Raw genomic sequence first — 24228 nt, 5'->3', positions numbered from 1 at the left:
TAGTCTATCAATTGAACCAGCTTATGTCAATAGGTATGTGTTTTAGAAAAGGATTTAACCCCGGCGAGGTAGAAGTTATTAATATTTGATTGGGGAAGTTCTACTTGAAGTGGGAGGGGAATTCGTTTGGCGCTGGACAGGAATTTGTTGGTCCTCTGCGTTATCAGGGAAGCGGATAATGCCCTGACTTTCCAAACTATATTAAACCGTTCGAAGCTGCAGGTTAAAGAACTGGAGGAGGCAATGGGCGTACTGGCTCTGGGCGGAAAAATCCGCTCTTTTGCCGGTGACGAGGTGAAGCCGCTTGCAGAACGCAGGTTTTTTAGCGTCCACCAGAACAGGCAGGAAATTGACGACCTCATTGCCGGTCAACTGCCGCTGCTGGCGGGAGAGGACTGCCTTTATTTTGCCTATGGACCGGAGCTCGAACCTGAACTATATCGTTCATCGCCAGGCGTGCATTTTTTGATGAGGGGATGCCTTAAGGGCTACCACCTGACCTTTGATGACAGCAAAACCGGGAGCGCCGGCGGGGGTGTGGCAAATTTAAGCAGATCCTCTGATGGCGAGGTGTGGGGAGCAGTGTACCATATGGAATCAAGGCAAAAGGCTCTCGCAGCGGGAGAGGTGAAAATCAGGATACCGGTGGAAGGAGCGGTCGGTACGATGTGTGTGGAGTCATCTGTGTTCAAGTGGCACAGTATGCTGTTTCCATCCCGGCAGTATCTTCAAAAGATGGTTGCCGGCGGGCAGTTCTTTGGCTTCCCTCAAAAGTACCTGCGGCAGGTATCAGCCATGCCTACTATTGATTAAGATTGCGTATAGATGGGGCGGTTTTAGATGTTTGTTGAAATCGGGGCCAAAATTAAAAAAGCCAGGGAAGAAAAATTCCTTTCCCAGGCCGGACTGGGGGCCAAGCTGGGGCTTACGGCCACAGCCATTAATTATTATGAGAAGGGAAAACGCAAAATTGGTATCGACGACTTGCTGAGGCTGTCGGAGGCTTTAGCCAAGCCGGTGTTATACTTTCTACCTGGCGTAGACGAACCAAAGAAGGATACTCCAAGTAAAAATACACTTAACAAGCATGTAGAAATATTTAATGATCTTACCGGTATTGCCGTTTTGGGTACCGTGCGGGCCGGCCAGCCGGTTTTTTCGGAACAAAATATCATCGGCATGCTCCCAATGCCGCAACAAAAAGCGGTTAAGGAGTATTTTGCCCTTCAGGTCAAAGGAGATTCAATGGCAGGCGCAGGGATAGATGAAGGCGATCTGGTTTTAATCCACCGTCAGTCACACGTGGATTTCGACGGGCAGATTGTTTGCGCTCTGGTTAACGGAGAAGAAACCACCCTGAAAGTATTTCACAAGGCCAGTGACGGTAATATCCGTCTGGTAGCCGCCAACCCGTCTTATCCCGATCTGCTGCTGGAAAGTTCCAGCAACCTGGTTATTCAAGGGGTATACGCGGGTGTTTATAAATTTCCGCCTTCAAGGCCCGGCCAAAAATTATAGCGCTTTTTCCTCAAGGATTTCCCCATCGTACGTCTGTTCTTTGGAATTGGATTTTACCGGGCGTATATGGAAGTGGTTGTGCTGGATAGTCACCGTATGGACCGTGCCGCATTGAGGACACTTTTTCCTTTCGCCGTCTTGAAACCGCATTTCTCCTATGTGTTTGCCGCAGCAGGTAATTTCGATACTGATGATTGTACTGTTGTTTAGGAAGTTTACCCGGTAATCGTTGAGGTAACCCTTGTTTTGGAGGTTCAAAACGACATCACCCCAGTTAATAATTTTTATTAATCCAACTATAGCATTAGTTTCCTGCGGTGACAACCCCCGTTAAGGAAGCCAGGGGACAAAAAAGAGACCTTAAGATAAGGTCTCTAGCAGGTAGCATTTTTGTCGTCACTGGATTTTGGGCAGGATCCGCAAGAACTTTCAGATGCATCGGAGCAAAGATCATTCTCATCTTCCGCCGGGGCGGTTACAGTATCCGGAACCAGGACCCTATCTTTTTTACGTGGAGTCATTCTTCAATCCTCCTTTTGTTGTTTCCAGTATTAATTATGACCAGGCCGGAATTGTCCTATACATTGAGTTTTAATAAACATAAAGAGTACGGAGTAAGGGGCCGTACTCTTTTTGTAGCGTTTCATTACGCATCCGCAGAAAATTACTGCTTGTTTCTCACCAGCGCGTTTTCCTTGAAGAAGAATGAGATTGCGTAGAGACCCGCCAGTCCAACAATCGAATAAATAAACCGGCTAAAGTCAGAAGATTGCCTGAGCGTATTGCCCCCAAAAATAGCGGCTACCAGATCCCATTCAAAGACTCCCACCAGCAGCCAGTTCAAGGCGCCGATAATGACCAGAGCCAAAGCCAAGCGGTTTAACCATTCCATACCTGACACCTCCTGAATTTTAATACCCTTATTATGTTAAATATTAAAAAAGTTATTCTTTTCTAAAATAAAGATGGCTGGTAAATTAGTTTATAATTTCAACAGATTAAGTTTATCCCGTATAAAATTGTTCAAAAAAATCAAACTTAAAGCAAAAGTGTTTTTAAGGAAACTCAGGAAGAAGGATGCCGGATAGTTTTGTCGAAGGTAATATATGGTGAACGACACAAAGGATTGGGGAGGATTATGAAGAAGTACCCTATTACCATATTTTTCCCTTGTTATAACGAAGAACAAAATGTGACCAGGATAACGTTGGAAGCGATTGAGGTTGCACGCAGGATATCCGATGATTACGAAATTATTATTGTAAACGACGGCAGCCGGGATCGTACCGGTGAAATTGCAGAACGCCTGGCCAAAGAAAACCCCGCGGTGAGAGTAATTCACCACGACGGCAACAAGGGTTACGGCGCAGCCCTGCAAACGGGGTTCAAGAATGCCTCCAAGGAGCTGGTTTTCTATACAGACGGGGATGGCCAGTTCAAAATAGAGGAGATTACCAGACTTCTGCCTCTTATTGAAGAAGCAGATATCGTCTCAGGCCGCAGGACCTGCCGGCAGGATTCTTTTATGCGCAAGGTCAATGCCTTTTTGTGGGGGGCTCTCGTTAATGCTCTCTTTAAAATCAACGTGAAGGATGTTGATTCAGCCTTTAAACTATACAGGCGCAAAATATTTGATGAGATTACCCTTACTTCACAGGGCGCCTTAATCGATACCGAGATACTAGCCAAAGCCAGAGCCAAAGGCTATACTATAACCGAGGTGGGGGTAAGCCATTTCCCCCGCGTGGCAGGAGAGCAGACCGGGGCCAAGTTATCTGTGATTTTGAGGGCGTTTAAAGAATTGTTTGCCTTGAAAAGCAGTTTTTCTCCACGGTCTGAATAATACGTCCTGCATACAAATTGATGGTTCTGTTTGTACAAGGAGAGTGTGAGTTTACGGAAAATATTTTTCAATTATGCAAATTTGCTCTGGTAGGATGCTTAAATACTTTTATCGACTGGGCTGTCTATTTTGCCATTGTAAAATTATATCCTGTTGAGAGTATCTACTTTTACACAGCGGCTAAAGGCTTGAGTTACTTTTGCGGCATACTCAACAGCTACTTTCTAAACCGGTGCTGGACTTTTAAGACAATCCACGACCACCATGAGGGTGGCAGGTTTATTAGGTTCGTGCTGGTAAACGCCGTAGGTCTGGGTATCAACAGCGCGTCGATCTATATTTTCCTTAATTTAAATCTGGCCCAGATGACAGCCCTGTTTTTAGCGACGGCTATTGCTTTTACTTTCAACTTTACCCTCAGCAAGCTGTGGGTCTTCCGGAAAGGCAAGATGGTGGCCAAGGTCTCCAGGGGGTAACATTCTATTAAAGAGAACTTGAAACATGTCGGCTACATATACATACTGAACAAACTTTACATCGTTTTTTTAATTTGGCTTACCAGGGAGGTCCTGGGTCCGTTACTGCCTGCGTCTGTGGATAGAATCCACCAGCATGTCATTCTTGATTCCTTAATTCACTGGGACGCAGGTTGGTTTCTGAGAATAGCAGGGCAGGGGTACGACTTTGACTCTGCGCCATTTTTCCCGTTGTTCCCGCTAATGATCCGCTTGCTTACTTTTTTAACCCAGGACGGGGCGGCAGCTGGTTTTCTAATTTCCAACACCGCTCTCTTTATTGCCTGTTATTATCTGTATACCCTGGTGAAAGAAGACTACAGCGCCGAAGTTGCCGCGTCCACCGTCTTTATCATGCTGTTTTTCCCGACGGCAATTTTTTTCTCCTCGATTTATTCCGAGGCGCCGTTTTTAGCCTTCGCTCTTGCCGCCTTTCATTATGGCAGGCGGGGGAAATGGGTGCCGGCTGCGCTTCTCGGCGCCTGCGCGGCCTTGACCCGTAATATTGGGGTGGTCCTGTTCTTTGCTTTCCTGTATATGCAGTATGAGCAGGAAGGGTACAGGCTCAATATCAAAAAAGCTTTGCCGCTTGCCCTTATTCCCGGGGCTTTGCTCATTTTTATGATGGTATTGTGGCAGTCCACGGGTGACCCGCTGGCTTTTGCCCACTCGCTGAATACCGAGTACTGGGGCTACCGTCATTTCGCCTATCCGGGCGCCGGGCAGCTTCTCAACCTGACTCTGTTTTTGTATGAAAACCAATATTACGCTCTCTTTGAATCAGGCATGGCCCTTTTGTTCCTCTTCCTGGTAATCAGGAGCTTTCAGTATATTAAAGACCGTTCGCTGCTGATTTTTCTGGTCCTGGGTTTTCTAATCCCGTTTTCTTCAGTAGTTGACAACGTGCCGCTTGGTATGCCCAGGTACATCATTATCCTCTTCCCCGGTTATATCACCCTGGCGCTATTGCTCCGTAAAAACCAAATCTACCAGTCTTATGTAATTATAACAACAGTCGTGTTCTCGGTCGTCTGCGCCATGTTTGTAGCTGGAAGATGGATTAGTTGAGTGCAGCCGCCATTGTAAGGACCTCTTTTCAGGTGCTTTTTTAATCGCAAAAGAGGCGCTTGTTTTGATATCATTGCGACCTGTTCTTTATGCCGCGCTTGCTTTGGTGGCGTTAATTAGTGTTGGCATTGTAAGCTTGATAAATCTGGAACAGGAAAGTTTCATTGACACCCTTTGGTTACTCATGGTCATGTTGGCTATGGTGATATGGCGCCTGCAAGGCGTCTTCAATGGTATGTAACTCAATGTTTCCTTCCCACATAATATGTAGGGTCAATAAAACAAAAGGAGATTTCGGATGAGTTCATACCTTGATGCCATTGCCTCCATGGACAGCGGCAGTCTGCACCCGGGGGGATTTCACCATACCCTTAAAGTTCTGCGGGATTTTAGCATTTCACGTAACGATATTGTTATTGACGTAGGATGCGGGACAGGGCGAACCGCCTGCCACCTGGCAAAAACCTATGGAGCCCATGTTTTTGCCCTGGACAACTCAGAGAAAATGCTGTCTAAAGCCAGGTCAAGAGCCGGGCGGGAAAAGGCTGATGTGCATTTTGTCCTTGGCGACGTGCTGGATATGCCCTTTCGTGATCAAGCTGCCGACCTGGTTATGATTGAATCGGTATTGGTATTTTTGCCTGTGCTTAAAGCTGTTAAGGAGTGCTTCCGGGTTTTAAAGAGAAAGGGGATCCTGGTCGACGTTGAACTGCTGGCTAAAGATTCCCTCCCGCCTGAAGCCAGGGAACAGGTAAAAGCTGTCTGCGGTCTACCACAAATACCATCGTTCAAGGAATGGCGGCAGGCTTTCGAGAAGGCTGGTTTCAGCCAAATCGCGGCAAGCTGCAAGAATTTCCCGGGGCCGCTGGACAACTTGAAAGAAATCTTTTATGGCGGCAATTCGCTCTTTTCACCGGAATTAATGATTGCTGCGAATCTGTCACGGCCGCTTCAAGAGTATCAGGGTTTGATGAAAAGATACCGCAGCCACTTTGGCTTCGGAACCTTTATCTATAGAAAAAACTAAATTACAGAAACGTAGCCGAAAGCCCACGGTTTTAATCGTGGGATGAAGGCGGCTCCCGATTTGCCCCCTCGTTCTGTTGCAGTGCTATTAATTAAGTGATACAATATAATCATGGGACAAGAGTATAGAAGAACACAAACCACAGTATCTCTAATCAACTATCATTTTTTTTTCTGTTCACGGTATAGGCGAAAGGTGTTAGTCAAAGAGGTTGAACAGAGGTTTCGGAAGCTTCTTCAAGAGATATGCCGGGAACACGAACTCATCATTGTGGCGCTTGAAGTAATGCCGGACCATGTGCACCTATTCGTAAACGCCTTGCCGTCTATTAGCCCCTCAGAGATTATGGCAAAAGTGAAAGGAGTGACTTCAAGAAGATTGCGGCAAGAATTTAAACACTTGCAGCATTTGCCTAGTCTATGGACACGCTCATTTTTCTGTTCTACGGCAGGAAATGTATCCAGCGATACGATCCAACGGTATATTGCAGAGCAAAAGACAAGGGGGTGACAAATTGCAAATAACTGTAAAAGTCAAGCTGCAGCCAACAAAAGAACAGTCCAAATTGCTAATAGCAACAACCAAAAACTATATCTATTTGGTTAATCAAATCGTATCAGACTATGCTGTGGCGGACAGAAACCTTAAATACTCAAGTAAAGACGTGATCGCAGACCTTCCTAGCGCTGTTAAAAATCAAGCCATTCGAGACGCCAAGAGTGTTTTCGTGAAATATAAGAAGAAAGTCCGGGCTAACGCCAGATTAAAACCCGATGAGCAAAGAGAAGTCAAGCTTCCTGTTCTCAAAAAGCCTGTGGCTATTTGGAACAATCAAAACTATTCGGTAAAAGAAGATGTGCTCTCGTTTCCTGTGTTTGTCGAAGGAAAATCAAAACGCGTGGAGATGAAAGCTATCTTAACCGGCTACCAGAAAAATCTATTGAATAACAAACCAGGCAGCCTGCGCATCATTCAAAAGTCCGGCAAGTACATAGCGCAAATTGCCGTACAGGTGGCAGAAAATACGGCCGCCGGAAGTCAAATTATGGGGGTGGACTTAGGTTTAAAAGTTCCCGCTGTCGCTGTTCTGGAGAACGGCAAAACGAAATTCTTTGGCAATGGCAGACAAAACAAGTTTATCAAACGCAAACACCGGTCAGTACGCCGTAAACTTGGTAAATTGAAGAAACTCAAGGCGATCAAGAAACTGCATGATAAAGAGCAGCGCTGGATGACAGACCAAGACCATAAAATTAGCCGGCAGGTAGTTCGTTTTGCTCAAGAAAACAATGTAACGACAATCCGCTTGGAACAACTTTCCGGCATACGCCAGACGGCAAGAACAAGCCGTAAAAACGAAAAGAATTTGCATACCTGGAGCTTTTATCGATTAGCTCAATATGTAGAGTACAAAGCAGTTTTGGCTGGAATTAAGGTTGAGTACGTTAACCCACAACATACAAGCCAGAAATGCCCTGTAAGTGGAGAACTCAATAAAGCTATCGATAGAAAATACGAATGTGGTTGCGGATATAAAACACATCGCGACAGGTTAGGAGCGATTAATATCATTTCTGCAACTGTGGCAGACGGTAACAGTCTGTCAGCCTAGTCTGCTATATGCACTGGACTAGGACGGGCTGATGGCACAGCCTGAACTTGGGGTCATACTCCGATAGCAGAAATGCACTTTGGTTTAATCACCCAAGAATCCCATGGCTTTAGCCGTGCGGAGTGTCAAATAATTTAACCGCGTAATTTAACCGCGCAATATAGTTGATCTGAAGCGAGAAAAGTGGTAAACTAAATAACGTCGCTAAAGGAGCGCCAATCAGGTTGTGAAAGTCCAATTTAGGGCTTGACCACCTGAGGGGTTAGATAGTAAAATAACATGTGTATCTATCATGGGGGCATAGCTCAGCTGGGAGAGCGCTTGAATGGCATTCAAGAGGTCAGGAGTTCGATCCTCCTTGTCTCCACCATAGTATTTTGTCGAAAGCTGTCGTATCAGAAATGGTGCGGCAGCTACTATCTTAAGCATTCATGCCAGGATTAACCCTGGTTTTTTTATGATTTCTTTTCTATATATTCTTTGATTCTTAACGCTGAGGTATTTAGAATAGACTCATCATTTATACCTGTCATGTTAATTAACTCCATTGCATACTGGCATTGTCCGACCGTATCACAAAATGTGAGGGGGAAGCCGTCGCTAAAGTTCCGGATGTGGAGAGCCTAAAAACGGGTTTGCCGAATATTGCGTTGCAGGCAGGATCAAAGGTATACTGAAAAAGGGCAACCTGTGTGGCTGGTTCCAAAGAACGCCCCAAAATCTCCTGACGGAAGAAGCCGCAGGAAAATAAAGCCATCGGAATCGCGGGCGATGTTTAAGGGTGCTGATTTTAGCGGTGTAGCCCGTTAAAATTGTAAAAAGGCAGGTGGTAAAGATGCGCCCTGAAACAATTGCATTCTCCGACGGACTGCCGGTCAAGATATTTGCCAGGTGCTTGGAACAATATCCCTACCACTGGCATAACACCCTGGAAATTGTACAGGTGCTGAAAGGGTCCGTCAATATAACCCTCGGCGACGACAACCTCCTGCTGCGCGAAAATGACATCGCCGTAGTCAACATGAATGAACTGCATCGTATCACCCAAAGCCAGGATAACGAAATCCTGTTTATTCAGATTGATGCCGACTTTTACCGGAGCCTCCTGACAGACGGGAGATATTTGTTTATCTACTGCTGTTCGGTTTATCATGAAGCGGAGTCACCCGAAAAATACAAAGGACTGAAGGAATACATTGCCCGGCTGGTATGGGCGTTCCATGAAAACGCCCGCGGAGAGCATAGAAAAAATATTGAAAACATCCTGACATCCATGCTGGGTTACATAACATACAATTTTGATTTTTTACGCTGGGGCTATGGCACGAAGGAATTCAACGAAAAGCTTGTAGAACGGCTCCTGCAAATGGCCGGGCGTGCCAGCGGCGATCATGAGGTGAATCCGGAACTGAAGGCTCTGGCGGCAGAGCTTGATATCAGCTTTTATCATCTGTCGCACGACATTAAGGAAAAATTCGGGCAAACCTTCATGAAACTGCTGCATTACAGTCAATGTGAATATGCCGCAAAGCTGCTTTTAAGCACCGGCAGACAGATTCTTGACATTGCTATGGAATGCGGATTTTCTGATCCCAAATACCTCAATAAACACTTTAAGCATTTTTTTAAGCATTCCCCTTCGGAATTTCGCACGATGTACCGGGCGGATGACAAAACACTGGCATCGCAGGCGCAGTACCGTGACCTGCTCCTTTCCCATTATAAAGAATTATTACATCACTCAAACAGTTGAATAATGTTTGGAGCTGAATGGCGGCTCATAAAATATACGGACAAATACACTTTCCCATCGTCAACCCGCGTTTTTTCAAATGCGGGTTTCTTTAATTTAAAAATTTCAAAAAAGATGTCAAACCGCAAAAATGTCAATGAAAGGTCCGGAAAAAGAAAAGAGAATAAAAGCAGCCCAAGAGGAGGTGCTGAAAAATGCGCCCGGAAACGATAGCATTTTCAGAGGATATGCCGGTCAGGGCTTGCATCCGGAACATTACCGAATATCCCTACCACTGGCACAAAGCCCTGGAAATCATCATGGTATTGAAAGGCCAGGCAACGATTGGCGTCAGCGGCGAAACCCACCTGCTGACGGAGAATAACATTGTGGTCGTCAACAGGGATGAGCTTCACTGCATCAAGGGCAAAGATAACAAGCTGTTAATCGTTCAGATTGATTCGGACTTTTGCAAAAGGACTTATCCCTATTTTCAATACGTTTTCATCCACTGCTGTTCTTCGTATCACGAGGCGGAGGCGCCGGAAAAGTACAAAACCGTGAAAGGGCATGTTTTACACTTGGTTCGGCTGTTGATAAACAAGGAAGCGGGCAAAAACCATAATGCAAAGGTAAGGGACGTCTGGAAGAAACCTTGGCCTGTATGATTGACAGTTTTGATTACCTTCGCTACGGTTCGGGGATCCATGCCTTCGTGGATAAACATGTGAAAAGGTACAGAGATATCTATGAATATGTGCTGAAAACACCGGCCGGGCAGCACAGGCTGACGGATCTGGCGGAGATAGCCGGGATCTCTACGCAGCACATGTCTCACGACATCAAGGACAAATTCGGGCTTTCCTTCGTGGAGCTTTTAGCCTGTGGCCGATGTATGGTTGCGGCAAGGCTGCTTTTAAGCACCGGTAAAATGATCCGCGACATCTCGGCCGAATGCGGTTTTTCCGACCCCAAATATCTTGTCAAATACTTTAAGATGTATTATCGTTACACGCCCTCGGAATTTCGCAAAAAGTACAAAATGGATGAGGAAACCCTGGCCTCCCGGATGCGATACGAGGAAATCCCTCTGTCCGCTGCCATATAAAAGCAAAAAAATTTTCTGTATTTTTTTCCAAACCGCAAAAATGTCAATGCGCAACCTAAAATTAGGAAATAAAATGGATGCGATATGAACTATCAAGCTGCAATTTTAGTGAATAAAGGGGGGAGGAAATAATGTGGAAAAAAGGTTGTAACAAAATAACCACATGGTTCATGGTCGTCTGTATGCTGGTCAGCATGCTGATGACAGTGGGAACCATAGCGGCCTATGCGGTTGAAGCGCCGTGGAGCGGCGCGGGTATCGACGGCGATCCGTACATAATTGCTTCGGCTGAGGATCTTATAGCGGTCAGCGACGTGGTGTATAAGGATTATTGGGGCGCATACTTCGAGCAGACGGCGGACATCGACCTGTCGGGCCTCAACTGGACGCCCATCGGGGAGTACGTCACCTTGTTCACCGGCACGTACGACGGCGGCGGCTATACCATATGCAATCTGACCATTGACAGCGACACGCTGGGGCTTGCGGGTTTGTTCGGATATGTGGACAGCAGCGGGACACTGCAAGATATCACGCTGGAAAACGTAAGCGTTTCTTCTTCCGCAGACTCCGCCTATGTAGGCGCACTGGTCGGCTTTAATTACGGAAGCGTCAGTCAGTGCAGCAGCACCGGAAGCTTGAGCGGAAGCGGAGGCGGCGCATACGTTGGTGGTCTGGTGGGCTGCAATAGGGGAACCATCACGGACAGCAGCAGCAGCGCCGGCGTAAACGGCGGTAACGGCGCGTTTATCGGCGGCTTGGCGGGCAGCATTACAGGAAGCGTTACGGGCAGCACAAGCAGCGGCCCCGTAAGCGGAGGGGATAACTCCCACGCGGGCGGCCTGGTCGGCTATATTATGTCGCCGGATACGGTCGGGTTCGTCAGCGTCGGCGGAAGCCACAGCACTGGAAACGTCAGCGTCGGCGCGAACGCAGACGCGGGCGGTCTGGTGGGCGCCCGCTTGGGTTCGATGTCGGCCGGGGTGGATATAAAAGACAGCAGCAGCGCCGGCCTTGTCACGGGCGGTGCGGGCGCGAGCACAGGCGGTTTGATTGGCAATGACATGACGGATCCAATCGCTCTTGACAGCATTGCCATCACTACGCTGGCAAACAGGACAGGCTATACCGCGGGCGAACCGCTGGACATTACCGGTCTGGTGGTTACAGGCACATACGCAGGCAATAACACCGCCGTATTGCCCATCACCGCAGCGCATATCACCGGCTTTGACAGCAGCGTGCCGGTGGAGGGTCAGGTGTTGACCGTCACCTACGGCGGCAAGGAAACCACCTATACCGTAACCGTTACAGTGCAGGCCGAGCCTGCCAATCCCGCTATCAATCCTGCGGCAGTGAGCTTTGACCTGGCGGCTCCCGCCGACATATCTGTCTTTATTACCTGGGGCAGCGCTGCGACAAGTGTAACGGAAGTGGTCTATAGAAGTGTAACGGGAGATGTCTATGGAAGCGAAACATTGATTTTGGATATTCATTATACCATCGATCCAAATGAGGATACCCTGATCATCAAACAAGACTACCTTTCCGGCCTGAGCCTGACGGCGGGAACAGCAGTAGAATTTGCTATTACGTTTAATGAGGGCAGCGTGCTGACGCTGACGGTCGATGTAGTAAGCAACCATATCCCTTCCGGCAACGCAAACTTAAGCGGATTGACCTTAAGCACAGGGACACTGGTTCCGGTATTTGACCCGGATGTAACCGGCTACACCGCGGATGTTGCCAGCGGCGTAGGCAGCGTCGGGGTAACGCCTGTCTCAGCGGACAGCCATGCAACAGTAACAGTCAACGGAACTCCCGTGACCGGCGGAAGCGCCCTATCCGTTGCTTTAAGCACAGGCAACAATACGGTCAGCATTGTCGTAACAGCCGAAAACGGAACCGCAAAAACCTATACGGTTATCGTAAACCGCGCTGCTCCGGCCGTTACCTACACTGTGACCTACCACGCCAACGGCGGTACCGGCACGGCGCCGGAAGAAACGGATAAGCCGGCAGAAGCAACCTTCCAGGCGGCAGACAATAGTTTTGACCCTCCCAGCGGTATGCAATTTAAGCATTGGAACACTTCGCCGGACGACGACGGCACCAGCTATGCGCCGGGAGATACGGTGACCATGCCGGCAAACCCATTGAACCTGTACGCCATTTGGGAAGATATGTCTTCGCCTGATACCTATATTGTAACAATTGCTGATTCGGCACTTGGAACGGCGACTGGCGGGGGAACATACAGCCCGGACACAACCGTAACCCTCAGTGCTTCCCCTGCTGCTGGATACAACTTTGATGGCTGGTATGAAGGCACTACAAAATTATCCTCCCTGCCCAACTATACCTTCACGGTAACGAGGGATATGTTCCTGATTCCAATGTTTGTGGAAATGTCGAAAAGTTATTTGAGGGTCAATACCTTAGCAGGTGGAACTGTCTGGCTAAATGATGGTTCGACACCCATTTCATCGGTATATGCCTTTCAATATGCAATGGGTACTGTCATTAAATTAACAGCGACTCCAGCCACAGGATATACCTTTGCCTATTGGGCGGACCATGGAACATTTAGCATTATTTCCACCGATCCGGTTTATGAGCGCATTATGGGAACAGATATCAAGCTATTGGCTGTGCTCAGCAAGGTTCCGACAGAAGAGGATACCAGGTTTACAGTCACATTTAAAGATAAAAGCGGCCGGATTTTACAATCTACAGGCGTTCCTAAAGGTACGGCGGCGACTCCTCCAAATCAGCCTGCTTTGGTCGGATACAGCTTTAAGGAATGGAGACCGGCCTTCAACAATATAACCTCGGATATGATCATCACGGCAATCTATGAGAGGCTGCCGGATACTTATACCGTTACTGTAGAAGGCGGCACATTATCTACAGGCGGCACACAGGGTGAATACCAGTTTGACATGCCGGTAACGGTTGTGGCCGGAGCCGCACCGGATGGACAACAGTTCAGCCACTGGACGCTGGACAACAAAAAGGTAAGCACAAAGAACACGTTCTCTTTCTTTGCTCCGATGCGTGACACAACGCTGAAAGCGGTGTTTGTCGATGAGGGCATTTCTTTGAATAACGTACCGTTTATTACCTTATCGGATCATGTAATGGCAGATACAGCAAACAGGACAATGATGTTTACAATCATTAAAAATGTTCCGTCCGGCTATACATTGGTGGAGGGCGGTGCAATGCTGCTAAAATCAAACGTGCCTTTAACCAGTGCGTTAACGGTGGATACACCGGATGCAATCCGCCTAAAGCTAAATAATTTTGCCAACGACCAGTTCTATGTCCGCAAAATCAACATTACACAGGGTGATACATGGTATGCGAGAGCCTACCTGATTTACAGGGACAGCAACAACAATATGGTTACGGTATATAGTGATAACACTGTAAATCGAACCATGGGAGGTGAGTAATGTGAAAAAGCCCTATGAAAAACCGGAAATTGAAATCACCGAGTTTGAAATTGAGGATACAATTACCACCAGCGGCGGAGAAATTATTGACGGCTAAAGCCCCAAATAGGCAGGCGGAAATCATCTGCCTGCCTGTTTACACAGTATACAAAATCAAAGGATAACTCCGGCAGGAAACATCCCTGAAAGGAAAAGTTTGAATATGAGAAAAAAATTATCTTGTTGCATAGTATTCCTGGCCGTATTGTTTTTAGCGGCGGCCGCAGGCGGATCGGTGTACGCTGCGGAAACGGCCGCGCAAGAGCCTGTCGCATTCGCAGATGTAAATGACAGTTTTTGGGCAAAGCCGGCCATCGACAATTGGAGCAGCCGGGGCATTGTAAAGGGAAGCGGTCAAAACTTCAATCCCAATGCCAGAATCACCCGTGCCGAAATGATGTCCATATTGGGAAGGATTTTTGGCTATGGCGGAACGACGGATAACCCCTTTGCGGATATCAAAAAGGGTGATTGGTACTATGATGCCCTGATCAAAGCCTATGCCAAAGGGATTTTACAGGGCAATTTTGACGGAAACGGAAACCGCACAGCCCGTCCCAATGACCCGCTGACCCGTGCCGAAGCTGCTGTGCTGTATGCGAGAATATTTTCCGTAGCCGGCAATACAGGGAGCAGTTCAAATTTTAAGGATACCCTTCCTGATTGGGCAAAAGAGGCCATCGATGGTATGGAGGCGGCGGGGTATGTCCACGGCGTAGGAAATGGATTGTATCATCCGGAAGGCAGCCTGACCCGGGCTGAAGCGGTGCAGATGCTGGACAATATCGTAAAGCTCTATGTGTATCGGCCCGGAAGCTATACCGGCAATATCGGCGGCAATGTGGTGGTCAATACCCCCGATGCAAACCTGCAAAATATGAAAATTACCGGCAATCTCTATCTTGCCGAAGGGATCGGTGAAGGTGCCGTCAGCCTTGAAAATATCACCGTCACCGGCAATACCTTTGTCCGCGGCGGCGGAGCCGGTAAAATCAAAATTGTGAACTGCGATTTAGGAATGCCGGTGGTGGAAAAGGAGGGGATTGACTTAGACAAGCAGACGGAAGATCAGCCCCAGCCAGCTCCTGCTCCACCGGATAATACTGGAGGTTGGGGTGGCTCAGGTGGTTCCGGAGGGTCAGGCGGTGCAGGCGATCCGGAGGATCCCGATGAACCGGATGATCCCGGCAGCAGCGCTCCAAACCTTGATGGCGGAGAGATTATCGACTATTAAAGCCGTACGCTTCACGGGGGGAAGTATGGATACATATAGAATTGGAGATGTAACAGTACAAATGGAATGTTCGGGAGAAACCCTGACAAAGCAGGCAAAGCCTTATCGGACCGAACCGCTTTCGCCAGGGGATCTTCCGGACATCAACATAGATATCAACAGTGAAAATCTGAAAAGCAGAAAAGAAAAATATCCGCATCTGACCTTGAACGAATGGGAATATGTCCAGACCGGCTTTGCATTTTATCGGGACATATTGGATTATGACGGCTTTGGTCTGCATTCCTCGGCGGTGGCGCTGGAAAATCGTGCGGTGCTCTTTTCCGGTTCCTGCGGCACGGGCAAATCCACTCATGCAGGACTGTGGCAGCAGTATTTCGGCAAGGATAAAGCGGTTATCGTCAATGACGACAAGCCGGTACTGCGCCTGGTGAAGGGTATTTTTTACGCCTATGGCACCCCATGGAGCGGAAAAAGCACTCTAAATGCTAATATCCGGGTGCCCCTTGGCGCTATCGTCTTTCTGCAGCAGGCAAAAGAAAATCATATCCGGCGTCTGGACAGCAAAGAAGCCATACGGATGCTGGTCTATCAGAGCTTGCACCCCAACAACGACCTGGATAAAATGAATAAGCTTTTAACTTTGATCGATGCGCTGCTGCAAAAGACAACCGTATATCAAATGGACTGCAACATCAGCCTTGAGGCGGTAAAGCTGGCCTTTGACACGATAAACCATGAAAGGACAGAACAAAGATGAAAATAAAAGACGGATACCTCCTGCGGGAGGTGGCAGGAAATCATGTGGTGGTGCCTACCGGCAAGGCGGCCCTTGATTTTTCCGGCGTAATCACTTTAAACGGTGCAGGGACATTTTTGTGGAAGCTGCTGGAAACGGACAAAACCGAACAGGAGCTGCTTTCCGGCCTGCTGGAGGAATATGAAATCGACGAAGCTGCCGCAAAAGCGGATCTTTCCGAATTTCTTGCAAAACTGAAGGCGGCTGCTCTTTTTGAATAAACGGGTCCCACTGTCGGAGCTTTCCCCACTGATGACCGAGGTACTACAAAACGACGGAGAAGTCATCCTCACCGTCACGGGAGTCAGCATGCTTCCCATGCTGCGCCACCGCAGGGATAAGGTGTGCCTCATCAAACTGGAGGAAAAGCACTTGAAAAAATATGACATTCCCCTTTTTATCCGGCCGGACGGGAAATATATCCTGCACCGGATTGTGGCGGTAAGGCAGGAGGGCTATGTGGTCATCGGGGATAACCAGTGCGTGAAGGAATATCCGGTCCTGCCCTCCCAGGTCAGGGGTGTGGTCAAGGGCTTCTGGCGGAACGGGAAATATACCTCTTGCGATGATTTATGGTATCAGGTCTATTGCAGGCTTTGGGTTTCCCTGTATCCTCTCCGGCGGCTTTATTGTAAAGGAAAACAACTCTTAACCAGAGGTGTCCGGCTTTTTATACACCGTAATGAAGATAAAGATGATGAAGGATAGAAAGACCATTGCATGGATCTATCAAAACTCAAAAACGCAGCTCCTCTCTCTTCTCGCTTTGATACTGGCAAATGCGCTGTTTGCAGGCTGCGGCGTACTGTTTGCCCTTGCGGCCAAAGGCGTTGTAGACGGCGCTGTGGCAGGAGAAAGAAATACTCTGATCGCACAGGGTTTATGGCTGTTTGCAGTGATAGTACTGCAGCTTGTCCTTCGTATTTTCTGCCGGAACCTGGAGGTAAGGATACAGGGACGGCTGGAAATGGGCTATAAACACAAGCTCCTGGGGAAAATTCTGCAAAAGGATTATACCCATACTTCCGGATACCACAGCGGGGAGCTGATGAACAGGCTCACCGGCGATATTACCGTAGTTAGCGAGGGAGTCACGGGTATCGTGCCGGAGTTTGCAGGCTTATTGACAAAGCTGCTCAGCGCACTTGCGGTACTGTGCGTCTTTGACCCCACCTTTACGCTTGTCTTTGCGGTTGGCGGCCTGGTGCTGTTCCTTACGACAAAATATTTTCGGAAGAAGCTCAAATACCTCCATAAAAATGTCCAGGAAAAAGACGGTATGCTGCGCTCCTTGATGCAGGAGTTATTAGAGAGTTTGATTGTTATAAAAATTTTCGGCGCGGAGAAAAACATGGAAACAAAGGCGGTAGAGCGCGGGCAGGAGCATTATCAGGCAAAGATCAGAAAGAATATCGTCGGCATCCTGGCAAACTCAGGCTTCTCCTTCATCTTTTCCATAGGATACCTGTACGCGCTGGTCTGGAGTGCCTTCGGACTGATGGCGCAAACCATCAGCTTCGGCACCCTCACCGCCATCTTGCAGCTTGTAGGACAGGTGCAGGCGCCCTTCACCGGATTGTCGGGGCTGCTCCCGAAAACGTATGGCGTTATTGCCTCGGCGGAAAGGCTGATCGAGCTTGAAAACCTGCCTGACGAAGCAGATATGAACAAAGAGGATATCAATGCATCCGCCGTTTATTCTGCAATGCAAGGCATAAAGCTGGATGATGTTTCCTTCCGGTACGACAGGGAGCCTGTATTAAAACATGCCGGCTTAACCATAGAAAAAGGCGGCTTTGCCGTGATATCCGGGCGGTCCGGCATTGGCAAAAGCACTTTAATCATGCTACTGCTCGGAATATTTGCACCCACAGGGGGGACCATCGGTATAGAGCTTAATAACGGTGAAACGATGCCGGTGGATAAGCGTACAAGAAAGCTCTTTGCCTATGTCCCTCAAAATAATTTATTACTCTCAGGGACCATCCGGGAGAATATTGCATTTATTCATGCAAACGCAACCGATGCGGAAATTATGGCGGCCGCAGAGGTGAGCTGTGCCGCGGAGTTTATACGCACCCTGCCCTGTGGACTGGATACCGTGATCGGAGAAAAGGGATTGGGGCTGTCCCAGGGACAGGTACAGCGGCTGGCTATCTCCAGGGCGGTTCTGTGCGGAGCACCCATATTGCTCCTGGATGAAGCCACCTCCGCTCTGGATGAAGCCACGGAGAAAAGGCTTTTAGATAATATCAAGCAAATGACCGACACGACCTGCATCATCATCAGCCACAAAAAGGCCGCGTTTGATCTGTGCAGCAAAGAAATCCGCATCGAAAACGGAAGGCTTAAAACAGTAGAGAGGAGTGAGCGCCTTGGGTATCATACGGCCTGAACAAAAATATTTAATCCATCTGCTTTCCTCAGTGCTCCATGACGCGCAGCCACAAAGCCCTCGGTCACACCTGGATTGGGAAAAGTTGCACAGGCAATCGGTCCGGCACGGTGTAGCGAACATGGTCTTTTATGGACTCAACCGCCTGGATGCCGATGGGCAGCCTCCCCAGGACGTGATGGAGAAATTCCGGAAGGAATACAAAAGGGCCATGGCTAAAGAGGCTACCCAGCACATTGCGGTGGATCAGCTTTTAAGAAGCTTTGAGGAAAACGGCATTGCCTGTATGCCACTGAAGGGCTGCCTAATCAAATACTTATATCCGAAGCCCGATATGCGGCTGATGGCCGATATAGATATTTTTTTTAAAACGGAGCAGGCAGAAAAAGTAAAGCAAACCATGCAGGGACAGGGCTATACTGTGAAGCACCAGGGCGGAAACCATGACGTGCATTACAGAGAGCCTTATATGAATATAGAAATGCACCGCAGGCTTATTTCAGAGAATTCACCCTATAGCGGCTACCTGGATAAAACCTGGGACAGGGCTGTCTTGAAACCCGGCTGCAAATATACGTATCAGCTTTCCTGTGAGGACTTTTACATCTATCTTCTGATCCACCTTACCAAACACTATGCAGGCGGTGGGACCGGCATCCGTTCCTTCATGGACATATGGGTTTACCGTCGCCGTTATAAGGATGAAATGGATTGGGACTATATAGAAGCCGAACTGGACAAGGTCAGCCTTCGGGAGTTTGCGGAAAACATCTGCGGACTCGGCGAGGTATGGTTCGGCAGCAGACAGAGTAATGCGTTATACGAAGAAATGACAGAGTACATATTTTCAAGCGGGGCTTACGGCACCCGGAAGCATTCAATTATATCCTCCCCGGGTATCCGGGCGGACAAAAAGATACTGCCGTCCAAACATGCCTATTGGATGAAACTGTTTTTCCCTCCGGTGGAAATACTGAAAAATCCATATCCTTTTCTTACCGCGCGACCGTTTCTCCTGCCGGCCTGCTGGGTGCTGCGGGGTGTTAAATGCCTGCTGTTCAAACGCAGGCACATGTTTCATACAATCTATAACGTTTATGCAGTGTCCGGGAAAGATATCGCCAGAATGAAAAAATTGCACCAAAAGGCTGGGATTTTGAAATAGTCATAGCAATTACAACGTGCCTGCTGAAAAATCATGCAACGGCGTGTTTTATTGTAACCATCAAAAAAAGTTTGAGGGTCTACAAAGGAAATAGGATGGTTTGAATAAACTTGAACATCCCTTTCATATAGGGATTTGGTTTTCAGCGGCTTAATGATTCTGTCAATGGGCTATTACGGAGAGAGTTAAGTCTGCGACCTGCTCCTGAGCTCCTCGATAACCCTGGCATCAGTAGGAAAGGCTCGCGGCGGCAAATCGTCCCAAGCAAAATAACTCACCTGATCCAGGTCAGCTTGCACCATCAATTCGCCTCCAGTCACTTTAGCCTTAAACTAGATTATGTAGGAAGGAAACATTGAGTTACATACCATTGAAGGCGCCTTGAGGCGCCATATCACCATAGCGAACAGTTGTCATAAAGGGTATCAATGAAACTTTCTTGTTCCAGATTTATCAAGCTTACAACCATCCAAAACCCGCAACAAGCCGGGTTATACAAATCTCTTGATTTATATAAATGGAGTAGTGAATTGGGGGAGATGAGTTTGCAATTGTATTGTCTCGCGTTGGAGATCATTGGGACTAATATATTGGATATTTTTGGAAAAAGCTTTGATCTCCGCGAAGCATCCTTACAGATTCGAGCCAGCATCGTCTTTAGCGTATTTCCCCGGGATGGAGACAATATCGAGGTCCTATTGAAAAAAGCTGATAAAGCCATGTATATTGTCAAAGGCATAAGGATTACAGGGTTTTGGGCCTTTCCCAAAACCCTGTTTTTGCAAATCAGAACTGCAAATCAAATATCTGCCAGGATTAATCCTTGCTTTTTTTATGCTTTTTTTCCTATATATTTTTTGATTCTTAACGCTGAGGTATTTAGAATAGATTCATCATTTATACCTGTCATGTTAATTAACTCCATTGCATACTGGCATTGTCCGACCGTATCACAAAAATGTGAATCGCTGTTTATTGATAGTAAGGCATTGTGCTTTTTAATCTCTTTGGCAAAAATAGTGCAATTTGGCGCACTGCCACTGCGACTCAGGCAAAATGAATTGTTATTAATCTCCAGGGCCTTCTTCGCATGGCAGGCTGCAATAACAACCTTTTCAATGTCCACCGGGAAAACTGGATTGCCCGGATGGGTTATAATATGAACAAAAGGATTATGAATGGCTGCGATCATAGCAGCTGTGTTCTCTTCAACAGAACTTCCTGAATAACCGCACTCCTCATGAAATCCCGCCAGCACCAGATCGAGTTTGGCTAACAAACCTTCCGGCATGTCCAGGTTGCCAGCAGTGTCAATAATGTTGGCCTCGACTCCGCGCAGGACCTCGACTCCTTCAATAACCCTGGGTAAACCAAGCAGTTGTCTGAAGTAATACACATGTGGACCGCCAGGCATATTGAGACCGTGATCAGTAATTCCTATAATTTTTATCCCACGCTTGGCCGCCACTCCAGCTATCTCTTTAACAGTGCTGAAGCCGTGTCCACTGGCAATAGTGTGTAAATGCAGGTCGCCTTCCAAGAACATTGATATTTTCCTCCACCTGTTGTGTTCTTTTTTGCTGGACATACATATCGCTGATACGGCGTCAGTATGGCGCCGGCGCCGGCGGTTTCAAATAACCTTTAAACTGCCGGCAGCAGAAAGGTTATTTCTGAAAAAAGCTCGTACCTGATTTATAATATTTCCTAAAATATTGTCTTTATTTTGAGTATATCTTTGAGATGTTAAATCGGATCAAGTTGTTTATTAAATTCCGGTTAAACAAGCCATCTGGAATTATTTCAATGCATCAAACAGAGGAATTGTTAACATATGGGGCAGGAGCCGTTTTATAATAGAAAGTATTGTATTCCTGGTCGTACTAATAAGGATAAAAAAGAAATAAGTTAGGTACCGGTACCTAACTTATTTGCGTATAGCATTTCTTTGGGGTCATGTGCGAATGAATGGTTATTTTTTATTTTTACTACAGACATCCTTTAGCTCTTCGATAACTTTAGCATCGGTAGGAAAGGCCAGCGGCGGCAAATCGTCCAAAGCAAAATAGCCTACCTGATCCAGGTCAGCTTGCGCCATCAATTCGCCTCCAGTAACTTCAGCCTTAAACCAGATCCCGACCGTGTGGGTTTCCGGGTTGTGAAAGTTTGACTGGACAGAGAATACCCCCTTGAGCCTGATGTCAAGATTGGTCTCTTCTTTATACTCCCGTACGATCGCTTCGCAGACGTCTTCGTCGTACTCTACATAACCGCAGGGAATGCACCAGAGTCCCCGGTAGCTTCCATTGCGCCGGCCCAGCAGGATTTGCCCGCGGTCGTTGGCAACCACTGCGGCGACACCTACCACCGGGTTTTCATACAAGATATATGAGCACACGGAGCAGGTGAGCCTCTGTCGCTCACCTTGCTCCTTATAGTTTAGCCGGCCCCCGCATTTGGGGCAGTAAAAGAAGCGTTGTTTCATGCTCGTCACCCGTAACACTTTTTAAGTTACATTATGCTATAGTAGGGAATCAAATTCCTTTTCTTTGCCGTTCAGAATACTCCTGGATACTCCGGTTTGTTCAGCCGCCTTTTCAACGGCCTTGGCTACGGTTGGCGCCACGACATCGTTAAAAATAGATGGTATGATGTTATCCGCGGTAAGTTGCTCGTCTTTGACGATGCCGGCCAGGGCATAGGCGGCGGCCAGGCACATTTCATCATTGATGGTTCTGGCGTGACAGTTCAGCGCTCCCCGGAAAAGCCCCGGAAAGGCGAGGGCGTTGTTGATCTGGTTGGGGTAATCGGACCTGCCCGTGGCAATGACACCAGCGATATCGAAGATTTCCTCCGGCTCAACTTCCGGATCGGGGTTAGCCAGGGCAAAAACAACCGGCCTTTCAGCCATCTTCATAATATCATCACGATTGAGTAACCGTGGCGCCGACACCCCCACAAAGACGTCTGCGCCCGTCAGCACTTCTTTTGGTGACCCGTGCCGGCATTCCTCGTTAGTGTTTTCAGCAATCCATTTCTTGGAATTTACGGTGGGCATGTTGTCCCTGGCGATAGCTCCTTTTCGATCACAGACTATAATATGTTTTACACCTGCTTTTTGCAACAATCTGGTAATGGCCACCCCGGCCGCGCCGGCTCCGCTGATCACCACTTGTACATCTTGTATGTTTTTATTCACAACCTTTAAAGCGTTTAGGAGGCCTGCCAGGGTAACGATGGCGGTGCCGTGCTGGTCGTCGTGGAACACAGGTATATCCAGCATGTTTGCCAGTTTTTCTTCGATTTCAAAACACTTGGGAGCTGCGATATCTTCCAGGTTGATGCCGCCGAAAGAAGGGGCGATGGCTGCAACAGCTTCAATAATTTGCTCGGGTTCATGTACGTCAAGGCATAAAGGGAAGGCGTTGATATTGGCAAAGCGCTTGAATAAAACAGCTTTACCTTCCATCACCGGGAGGGCGGCAGCCGGTCCGAGATTGCCCAGGCCAAGGATAGCCGAACCATCTGTGACAATAGCTACCGAATTGCCTTTCATGGTTAGTTTGTAAACCATGTCCGGGTCCTGCGCGATAGCTTCCGAAACACCGGCTACACCCGGTGTATAAACAAGCGCGAGGTCTTCCCAGTTTTGAATGGGTCTTGTAGAGGATACTTCAATTTTGCCCCCCAGGTGTTTCATAACGACCCGGTCTGCCACGTGGATAATTTCCACATCAGGGAGCGCGTCCAGGGCTCCGATAATGTCACCGAGGTGGCGCCTGTCACGCAGGCGGATCATAAGGTCCCTGATGATATACGATGGGGAAGCCGATACTAATTCTATTGCTCCCAAGCTGCCTTTTTCCTTGGCAACAATCGTTAGGACTCTGGCCAAAGTCCCCGGCTGGTTGTTGAGCCTTAACCGGATGTTGATATTGAGGGGCATTGACATGATTAAACCTCCATTAGATCAGTATAATGTATACAATATTCATATTTCATATTTTAGCACGGAAATGCATTCATGCAATACTTGTCGAATTTTGTTTATAAAAACCACGACATTAAAGTTTACACTTATACCGTCAATCCATTCATGCCGGATATGCATTTGTGGTAAGAGAAAAAATTTAGCACGGCTGTTTTCTTGACTTTCAGCAAACAAACAGGTACAATTGTTAATGCGAATAAGACATCGGGGCGTAGCTCAGTTTGGCTAGAGCGCTACCTTGGGGTGGTAGAGGCCGCACGTTCAAGTCGTGTCGCTCCGACCATTTTATAAAAACCCATGAGTCCTTGTTTTACGGGACGCATGGGTTTTTACTTATTGGGGACAAATATAAATAATCCTTTACATAATTTATACCTTTTGTGCCAAACTATATCTGCTCTAAATTTTACAGGAGGTGTTAACAATGCAAGTTGAGGTAGACCAGGAATTGTGCATAAGCTGTGGAGTTTGCGTTGATCTTTGTCCTGATGTCTTTGGCTGGAATGAAAATGAAAAAGCTCACAGCACTGTGGACGAGGTGCCGGCTGAATTTGAAGAAGTAGCGCAAGAGGCCATTGATAGCTGCCCGACCAGTGCTATTTCAGGAGATTGACGTTGGAAATAGATGAGTTTAGCGCTGCACCGGGTACAGTATAATAGCCCTGCCGGTAAACGGTTGAACGGTGGTACGCTATAAGGCCCTTGAAGGCCGGGTGGAATTCAG

Annotated in this window: 25 protein-coding genes and 2 tRNA genes; 21 read left to right on the top strand and 6 right to left on the bottom strand. The window is 47.6% G+C overall.

Annotated elements, in window-relative coordinates; genetic code table 11:
* Positions 1 to 126: 126 nt before the first annotated feature.
* Both Psch_RS03220 and Psch_RS03215 read left to right on the top strand, forming a co-directional pair.
* Positions 127 to 813, top strand: coding sequence for a gamma-glutamylcyclotransferase family protein (locus Psch_RS03220; RefSeq protein ID WP_190239094.1), 687 nt, complete (start codon positions 127 to 129; stop codon positions 811 to 813).
* A gap of 27 nt (positions 814 to 840) precedes the next feature.
* Entirely contained in the window at positions 841 to 1518 is a 678-nt protein-coding gene (locus Psch_RS03215; RefSeq protein WP_190239093.1) for a LexA family protein, read from the top strand.
* On the opposite strand, the gene Psch_RS03210 is transcribed toward Psch_RS03215, so the two are convergent.
* The 3 genes from Psch_RS03210 to Psch_RS03200 form a co-directional block, all read right to left on the bottom strand.
* The gene (locus tag Psch_RS03210) at positions 1513 to 1776 is read right to left on the bottom strand and encodes a hypothetical protein (RefSeq protein ID WP_190239092.1); all 264 of its coding nucleotides are present in this window, start codon (positions 1774 to 1776) and stop codon (positions 1513 to 1515) included. The genes Psch_RS03215 and Psch_RS03210 overlap by 6 nt on opposite strands.
* 116 nt (positions 1777 to 1892) lie before the next feature.
* Positions 1893 to 2039, bottom strand: coding sequence for a hypothetical protein (locus Psch_RS03205; protein ID WP_190239091.1), 147 nt, complete (start codon positions 2037 to 2039; stop codon positions 1893 to 1895).
* A gap of 143 nt (positions 2040 to 2182) precedes the next feature.
* Positions 2183 to 2410, bottom strand: a complete 228-nt coding sequence (locus tag Psch_RS03200; RefSeq protein ID WP_134220131.1) for a DUF378 domain-containing protein — start codon at positions 2408 to 2410, stop codon at positions 2183 to 2185.
* 246 nt (positions 2411 to 2656) lie between these two features.
* Between Psch_RS03200 and Psch_RS03195 the strand changes: the two genes are divergently transcribed.
* From Psch_RS03195 to Psch_RS03115, 17 genes are all read left to right on the top strand, one after another.
* The gene (locus tag Psch_RS03195) at positions 2657 to 3361 is read left to right on the top strand and encodes a glycosyltransferase family 2 protein (RefSeq protein ID WP_190239090.1); all 705 of its coding nucleotides are present in this window, start codon (positions 2657 to 2659) and stop codon (positions 3359 to 3361) included.
* Positions 3362 to 3381: 20 nt separating this feature from the next.
* Positions 3382 to 3837 carry a GtrA family protein gene (locus Psch_RS03190; protein ID WP_134220130.1) on the top strand — a complete coding sequence of 152 codons (456 nt, stop codon included), beginning with the start codon at positions 3382 to 3384 and terminating at the stop codon, positions 3835 to 3837.
* 18 nt (positions 3838 to 3855) lie between these two features.
* A complete protein-coding gene (locus tag Psch_RS03185; RefSeq protein WP_190239089.1) occupies positions 3856 to 4944 on the top strand; it encodes a mannosyltransferase family protein in 1089 nt (362 codons plus the stop codon).
* A 298-nt stretch (positions 4945 to 5242) separates the two neighbouring features.
* The gene (locus tag Psch_RS03180) at positions 5243 to 5971 is read left to right on the top strand and encodes a class I SAM-dependent methyltransferase (RefSeq protein ID WP_190239088.1); all 729 of its coding nucleotides are present in this window, start codon (positions 5243 to 5245) and stop codon (positions 5969 to 5971) included.
* A gap of 111 nt (positions 5972 to 6082) precedes the next feature.
* Positions 6083 to 6481: an IS200/IS605 family transposase gene (gene tnpA / locus Psch_RS03175; RefSeq protein WP_190239087.1), complete on the top strand. Its 399-nt coding sequence runs from the start codon at positions 6083 to 6085 to the stop codon at positions 6479 to 6481.
* 4 nt (positions 6482 to 6485) lie between these two features.
* Positions 6486 to 7583, top strand: a complete 1098-nt coding sequence (locus tag Psch_RS03170) for an RNA-guided endonuclease InsQ/TnpB family protein (RefSeq protein WP_190239086.1) — start codon at positions 6486 to 6488, stop codon at positions 7581 to 7583.
* 294 nt (positions 7584 to 7877) lie between these two features.
* Positions 7878 to 7953: transfer RNA gene (locus Psch_RS03165), tRNA-Ala, on the top strand.
* A gap of 465 nt (positions 7954 to 8418) precedes the next feature.
* The gene (locus Psch_RS03160; RefSeq protein WP_190239085.1) at positions 8419 to 9336 is read left to right on the top strand and encodes an AraC family transcriptional regulator; all 918 of its coding nucleotides are present in this window, start codon (positions 8419 to 8421) and stop codon (positions 9334 to 9336) included.
* A 194-nt stretch (positions 9337 to 9530) separates the two neighbouring features.
* Positions 9531 to 9983 carry a cupin domain-containing protein gene (locus Psch_RS03155; RefSeq protein WP_190239084.1) on the top strand — a complete coding sequence of 151 codons (453 nt, stop codon included), beginning with the start codon at positions 9531 to 9533 and terminating at the stop codon, positions 9981 to 9983.
* On the top strand, positions 9980 to 10423 hold the full coding sequence (locus Psch_RS03150) for a helix-turn-helix domain-containing protein (RefSeq protein ID WP_190239083.1): 444 nt from the start codon (positions 9980 to 9982) through the stop codon (positions 10421 to 10423). Before Psch_RS03155 ends, Psch_RS03150 begins: the two co-directional genes overlap by 4 nt.
* Positions 10424 to 10554: 131 nt before the next feature.
* A complete protein-coding gene (locus tag Psch_RS03145; protein ID WP_190239082.1) occupies positions 10555 to 13881 on the top strand; it encodes an InlB B-repeat-containing protein in 3327 nt (1108 codons plus the stop codon).
* Between the two features lie 202 nt (positions 13882 to 14083).
* Positions 14084 to 15154, top strand: a complete 1071-nt coding sequence (locus Psch_RS03140; protein ID WP_190239081.1) for an S-layer homology domain-containing protein — start codon at positions 14084 to 14086, stop codon at positions 15152 to 15154.
* Positions 15090 to 15914 carry a hypothetical protein gene (locus Psch_RS03135; protein WP_243123935.1) on the top strand — a complete coding sequence of 275 codons (825 nt, stop codon included), beginning with the start codon at positions 15090 to 15092 and terminating at the stop codon, positions 15912 to 15914. Before Psch_RS03140 ends, Psch_RS03135 begins: the two co-directional genes overlap by 65 nt.
* Entirely contained in the window at positions 15911 to 16174 is a 264-nt protein-coding gene (locus tag Psch_RS03130) for a PqqD family protein (protein ID WP_190239080.1), read from the top strand. Before Psch_RS03135 ends, Psch_RS03130 begins: the two co-directional genes overlap by 4 nt.
* Positions 16167 to 16661 carry a S24/S26 family peptidase gene (locus tag Psch_RS03125; RefSeq protein WP_243123934.1) on the top strand — a complete coding sequence of 165 codons (495 nt, stop codon included), beginning with the start codon at positions 16167 to 16169 and terminating at the stop codon, positions 16659 to 16661. Before Psch_RS03130 ends, Psch_RS03125 begins: the two co-directional genes overlap by 8 nt.
* Positions 16648 to 18348, top strand: a complete 1701-nt coding sequence (locus Psch_RS03120) for an ABC transporter ATP-binding protein (protein WP_243123933.1) — start codon at positions 16648 to 16650, stop codon at positions 18346 to 18348. Before Psch_RS03125 ends, Psch_RS03120 begins: the two co-directional genes overlap by 14 nt.
* Positions 18329 to 19513, top strand: a complete 1185-nt coding sequence (locus Psch_RS03115) for a nucleotidyltransferase domain-containing protein (protein ID WP_190239079.1) — start codon at positions 18329 to 18331, stop codon at positions 19511 to 19513. The genes Psch_RS03120 and Psch_RS03115 overlap by 20 nt, the downstream gene beginning before the upstream one ends.
* Positions 19514 to 20345: 832 nt before the next feature.
* On the opposite strand, the gene Psch_RS03110 is transcribed toward Psch_RS03115, so the two are convergent.
* From Psch_RS03110 to Psch_RS03100, 3 genes are all read right to left on the bottom strand, one after another.
* The gene (locus Psch_RS03110; protein ID WP_190239078.1) at positions 20346 to 21059 is read right to left on the bottom strand and encodes a PHP domain-containing protein; all 714 of its coding nucleotides are present in this window, start codon (positions 21057 to 21059) and stop codon (positions 20346 to 20348) included.
* Positions 21060 to 21485: 426 nt separating this feature from the next.
* A complete protein-coding gene (locus Psch_RS03105) occupies positions 21486 to 21998 on the bottom strand; it encodes an NUDIX hydrolase (RefSeq protein WP_134217386.1) in 513 nt (170 codons plus the stop codon).
* A 36-nt stretch (positions 21999 to 22034) separates the two neighbouring features.
* Entirely contained in the window at positions 22035 to 23465 is a 1431-nt protein-coding gene (locus Psch_RS03100) for an NAD-dependent malic enzyme (protein ID WP_134217385.1), read from the bottom strand.
* A gap of 244 nt (positions 23466 to 23709) precedes the next feature.
* Between Psch_RS03100 and Psch_RS03095 the strand changes: the two genes are divergently transcribed.
* Both Psch_RS03095 and Psch_RS03090 read left to right on the top strand, forming a co-directional pair.
* Positions 23710 to 23787, top strand: a tRNA-Pro gene (locus tag Psch_RS03095).
* Between the two features lie 141 nt (positions 23788 to 23928).
* Positions 23929 to 24117 carry a ferredoxin gene (locus Psch_RS03090; RefSeq protein WP_134217384.1) on the top strand — a complete coding sequence of 63 codons (189 nt, stop codon included), beginning with the start codon at positions 23929 to 23931 and terminating at the stop codon, positions 24115 to 24117.
* The last annotated feature ends 111 nt before the right edge of the window (positions 24118 to 24228 follow it).

It is taken from the genome of Pelotomaculum schinkii (assembly GCF_004369205.1).
In the GTDB taxonomy this organism is placed as follows: domain Bacteria; phylum Bacillota; class Desulfotomaculia; order Desulfotomaculales; family Pelotomaculaceae; genus Pelotomaculum_C; species Pelotomaculum_C schinkii.
The sequence above is the reverse complement of the archived record's forward strand: the minus strand, read 5'-3'. Positions and strand labels throughout refer to the sequence as shown.

Excerpts from the sequence above, each read along its gene's own strand:
- Psch_RS03215 (WP_190239093.1), top strand. The coding sequence starts at position 841 with ATGTTTGTTGAAATCGGGGCCAAAATTAAAAAAGCCAGGGAAGAAAAA.
- Psch_RS03205 (WP_190239091.1), bottom strand. The coding sequence starts at position 2,039 with ATGACTCCACGTAAAAAAGATAGGGTCCTGGTTCCGGATACTGTAACC.
- Psch_RS03200 (WP_134220131.1), bottom strand. The coding sequence starts at position 2,410 with ATGGAATGGTTAAACCGCTTGGCTTTGGCTCTGGTCATTATCGGCGCC.
- Psch_RS03195 (WP_190239090.1), top strand. The coding sequence starts at position 2,657 with ATGAAGAAGTACCCTATTACCATATTTTTCCCTTGTTATAACGAAGAA.
- Psch_RS03190 (WP_134220130.1), top strand. The coding sequence starts at position 3,382 with ATGGTTCTGTTTGTACAAGGAGAGTGTGAGTTTACGGAAAATATTTTT.
- Psch_RS03180 (WP_190239088.1), top strand. The coding sequence starts at position 5,243 with ATGAGTTCATACCTTGATGCCATTGCCTCCATGGACAGCGGCAGTCTG.
- tnpA (WP_190239087.1), top strand. The coding sequence starts at position 6,083 with ATGGGACAAGAGTATAGAAGAACACAAACCACAGTATCTCTAATCAAC.
- Psch_RS03160 (WP_190239085.1), top strand. The coding sequence starts at position 8,419 with ATGCGCCCTGAAACAATTGCATTCTCCGACGGACTGCCGGTCAAGATA.
- Psch_RS03155 (WP_190239084.1), top strand. The coding sequence starts at position 9,531 with ATGCGCCCGGAAACGATAGCATTTTCAGAGGATATGCCGGTCAGGGCT.
- Psch_RS03150 (WP_190239083.1), top strand. The coding sequence starts at position 9,980 with ATGATTGACAGTTTTGATTACCTTCGCTACGGTTCGGGGATCCATGCC.
- Psch_RS03145 (WP_190239082.1), top strand. The coding sequence starts at position 10,555 with ATGTGGAAAAAAGGTTGTAACAAAATAACCACATGGTTCATGGTCGTC.
- Psch_RS03140 (WP_190239081.1), top strand. The coding sequence starts at position 14,084 with ATGAGAAAAAAATTATCTTGTTGCATAGTATTCCTGGCCGTATTGTTT.
- Psch_RS03135 (WP_243123935.1), top strand. The coding sequence starts at position 15,090 with ATGAACCGGATGATCCCGGCAGCAGCGCTCCAAACCTTGATGGCGGAG.
- Psch_RS03130 (WP_190239080.1), top strand. The coding sequence starts at position 15,911 with ATGAAAATAAAAGACGGATACCTCCTGCGGGAGGTGGCAGGAAATCAT.
- Psch_RS03120 (WP_243123933.1), top strand. The coding sequence starts at position 16,648 with ATGATGAAGGATAGAAAGACCATTGCATGGATCTATCAAAACTCAAAA.
- Psch_RS03110 (WP_190239078.1), bottom strand. The coding sequence starts at position 21,059 with ATGTTCTTGGAAGGCGACCTGCATTTACACACTATTGCCAGTGGACAC.
- Psch_RS03105 (WP_134217386.1), bottom strand. The coding sequence starts at position 21,998 with ATGAAACAACGCTTCTTTTACTGCCCCAAATGCGGGGGCCGGCTAAAC.
- Psch_RS03100 (WP_134217385.1), bottom strand. The coding sequence starts at position 23,465 with ATGTCAATGCCCCTCAATATCAACATCCGGTTAAGGCTCAACAACCAG.
- Psch_RS03090 (WP_134217384.1), top strand. The coding sequence starts at position 23,929 with ATGCAAGTTGAGGTAGACCAGGAATTGTGCATAAGCTGTGGAGTTTGC.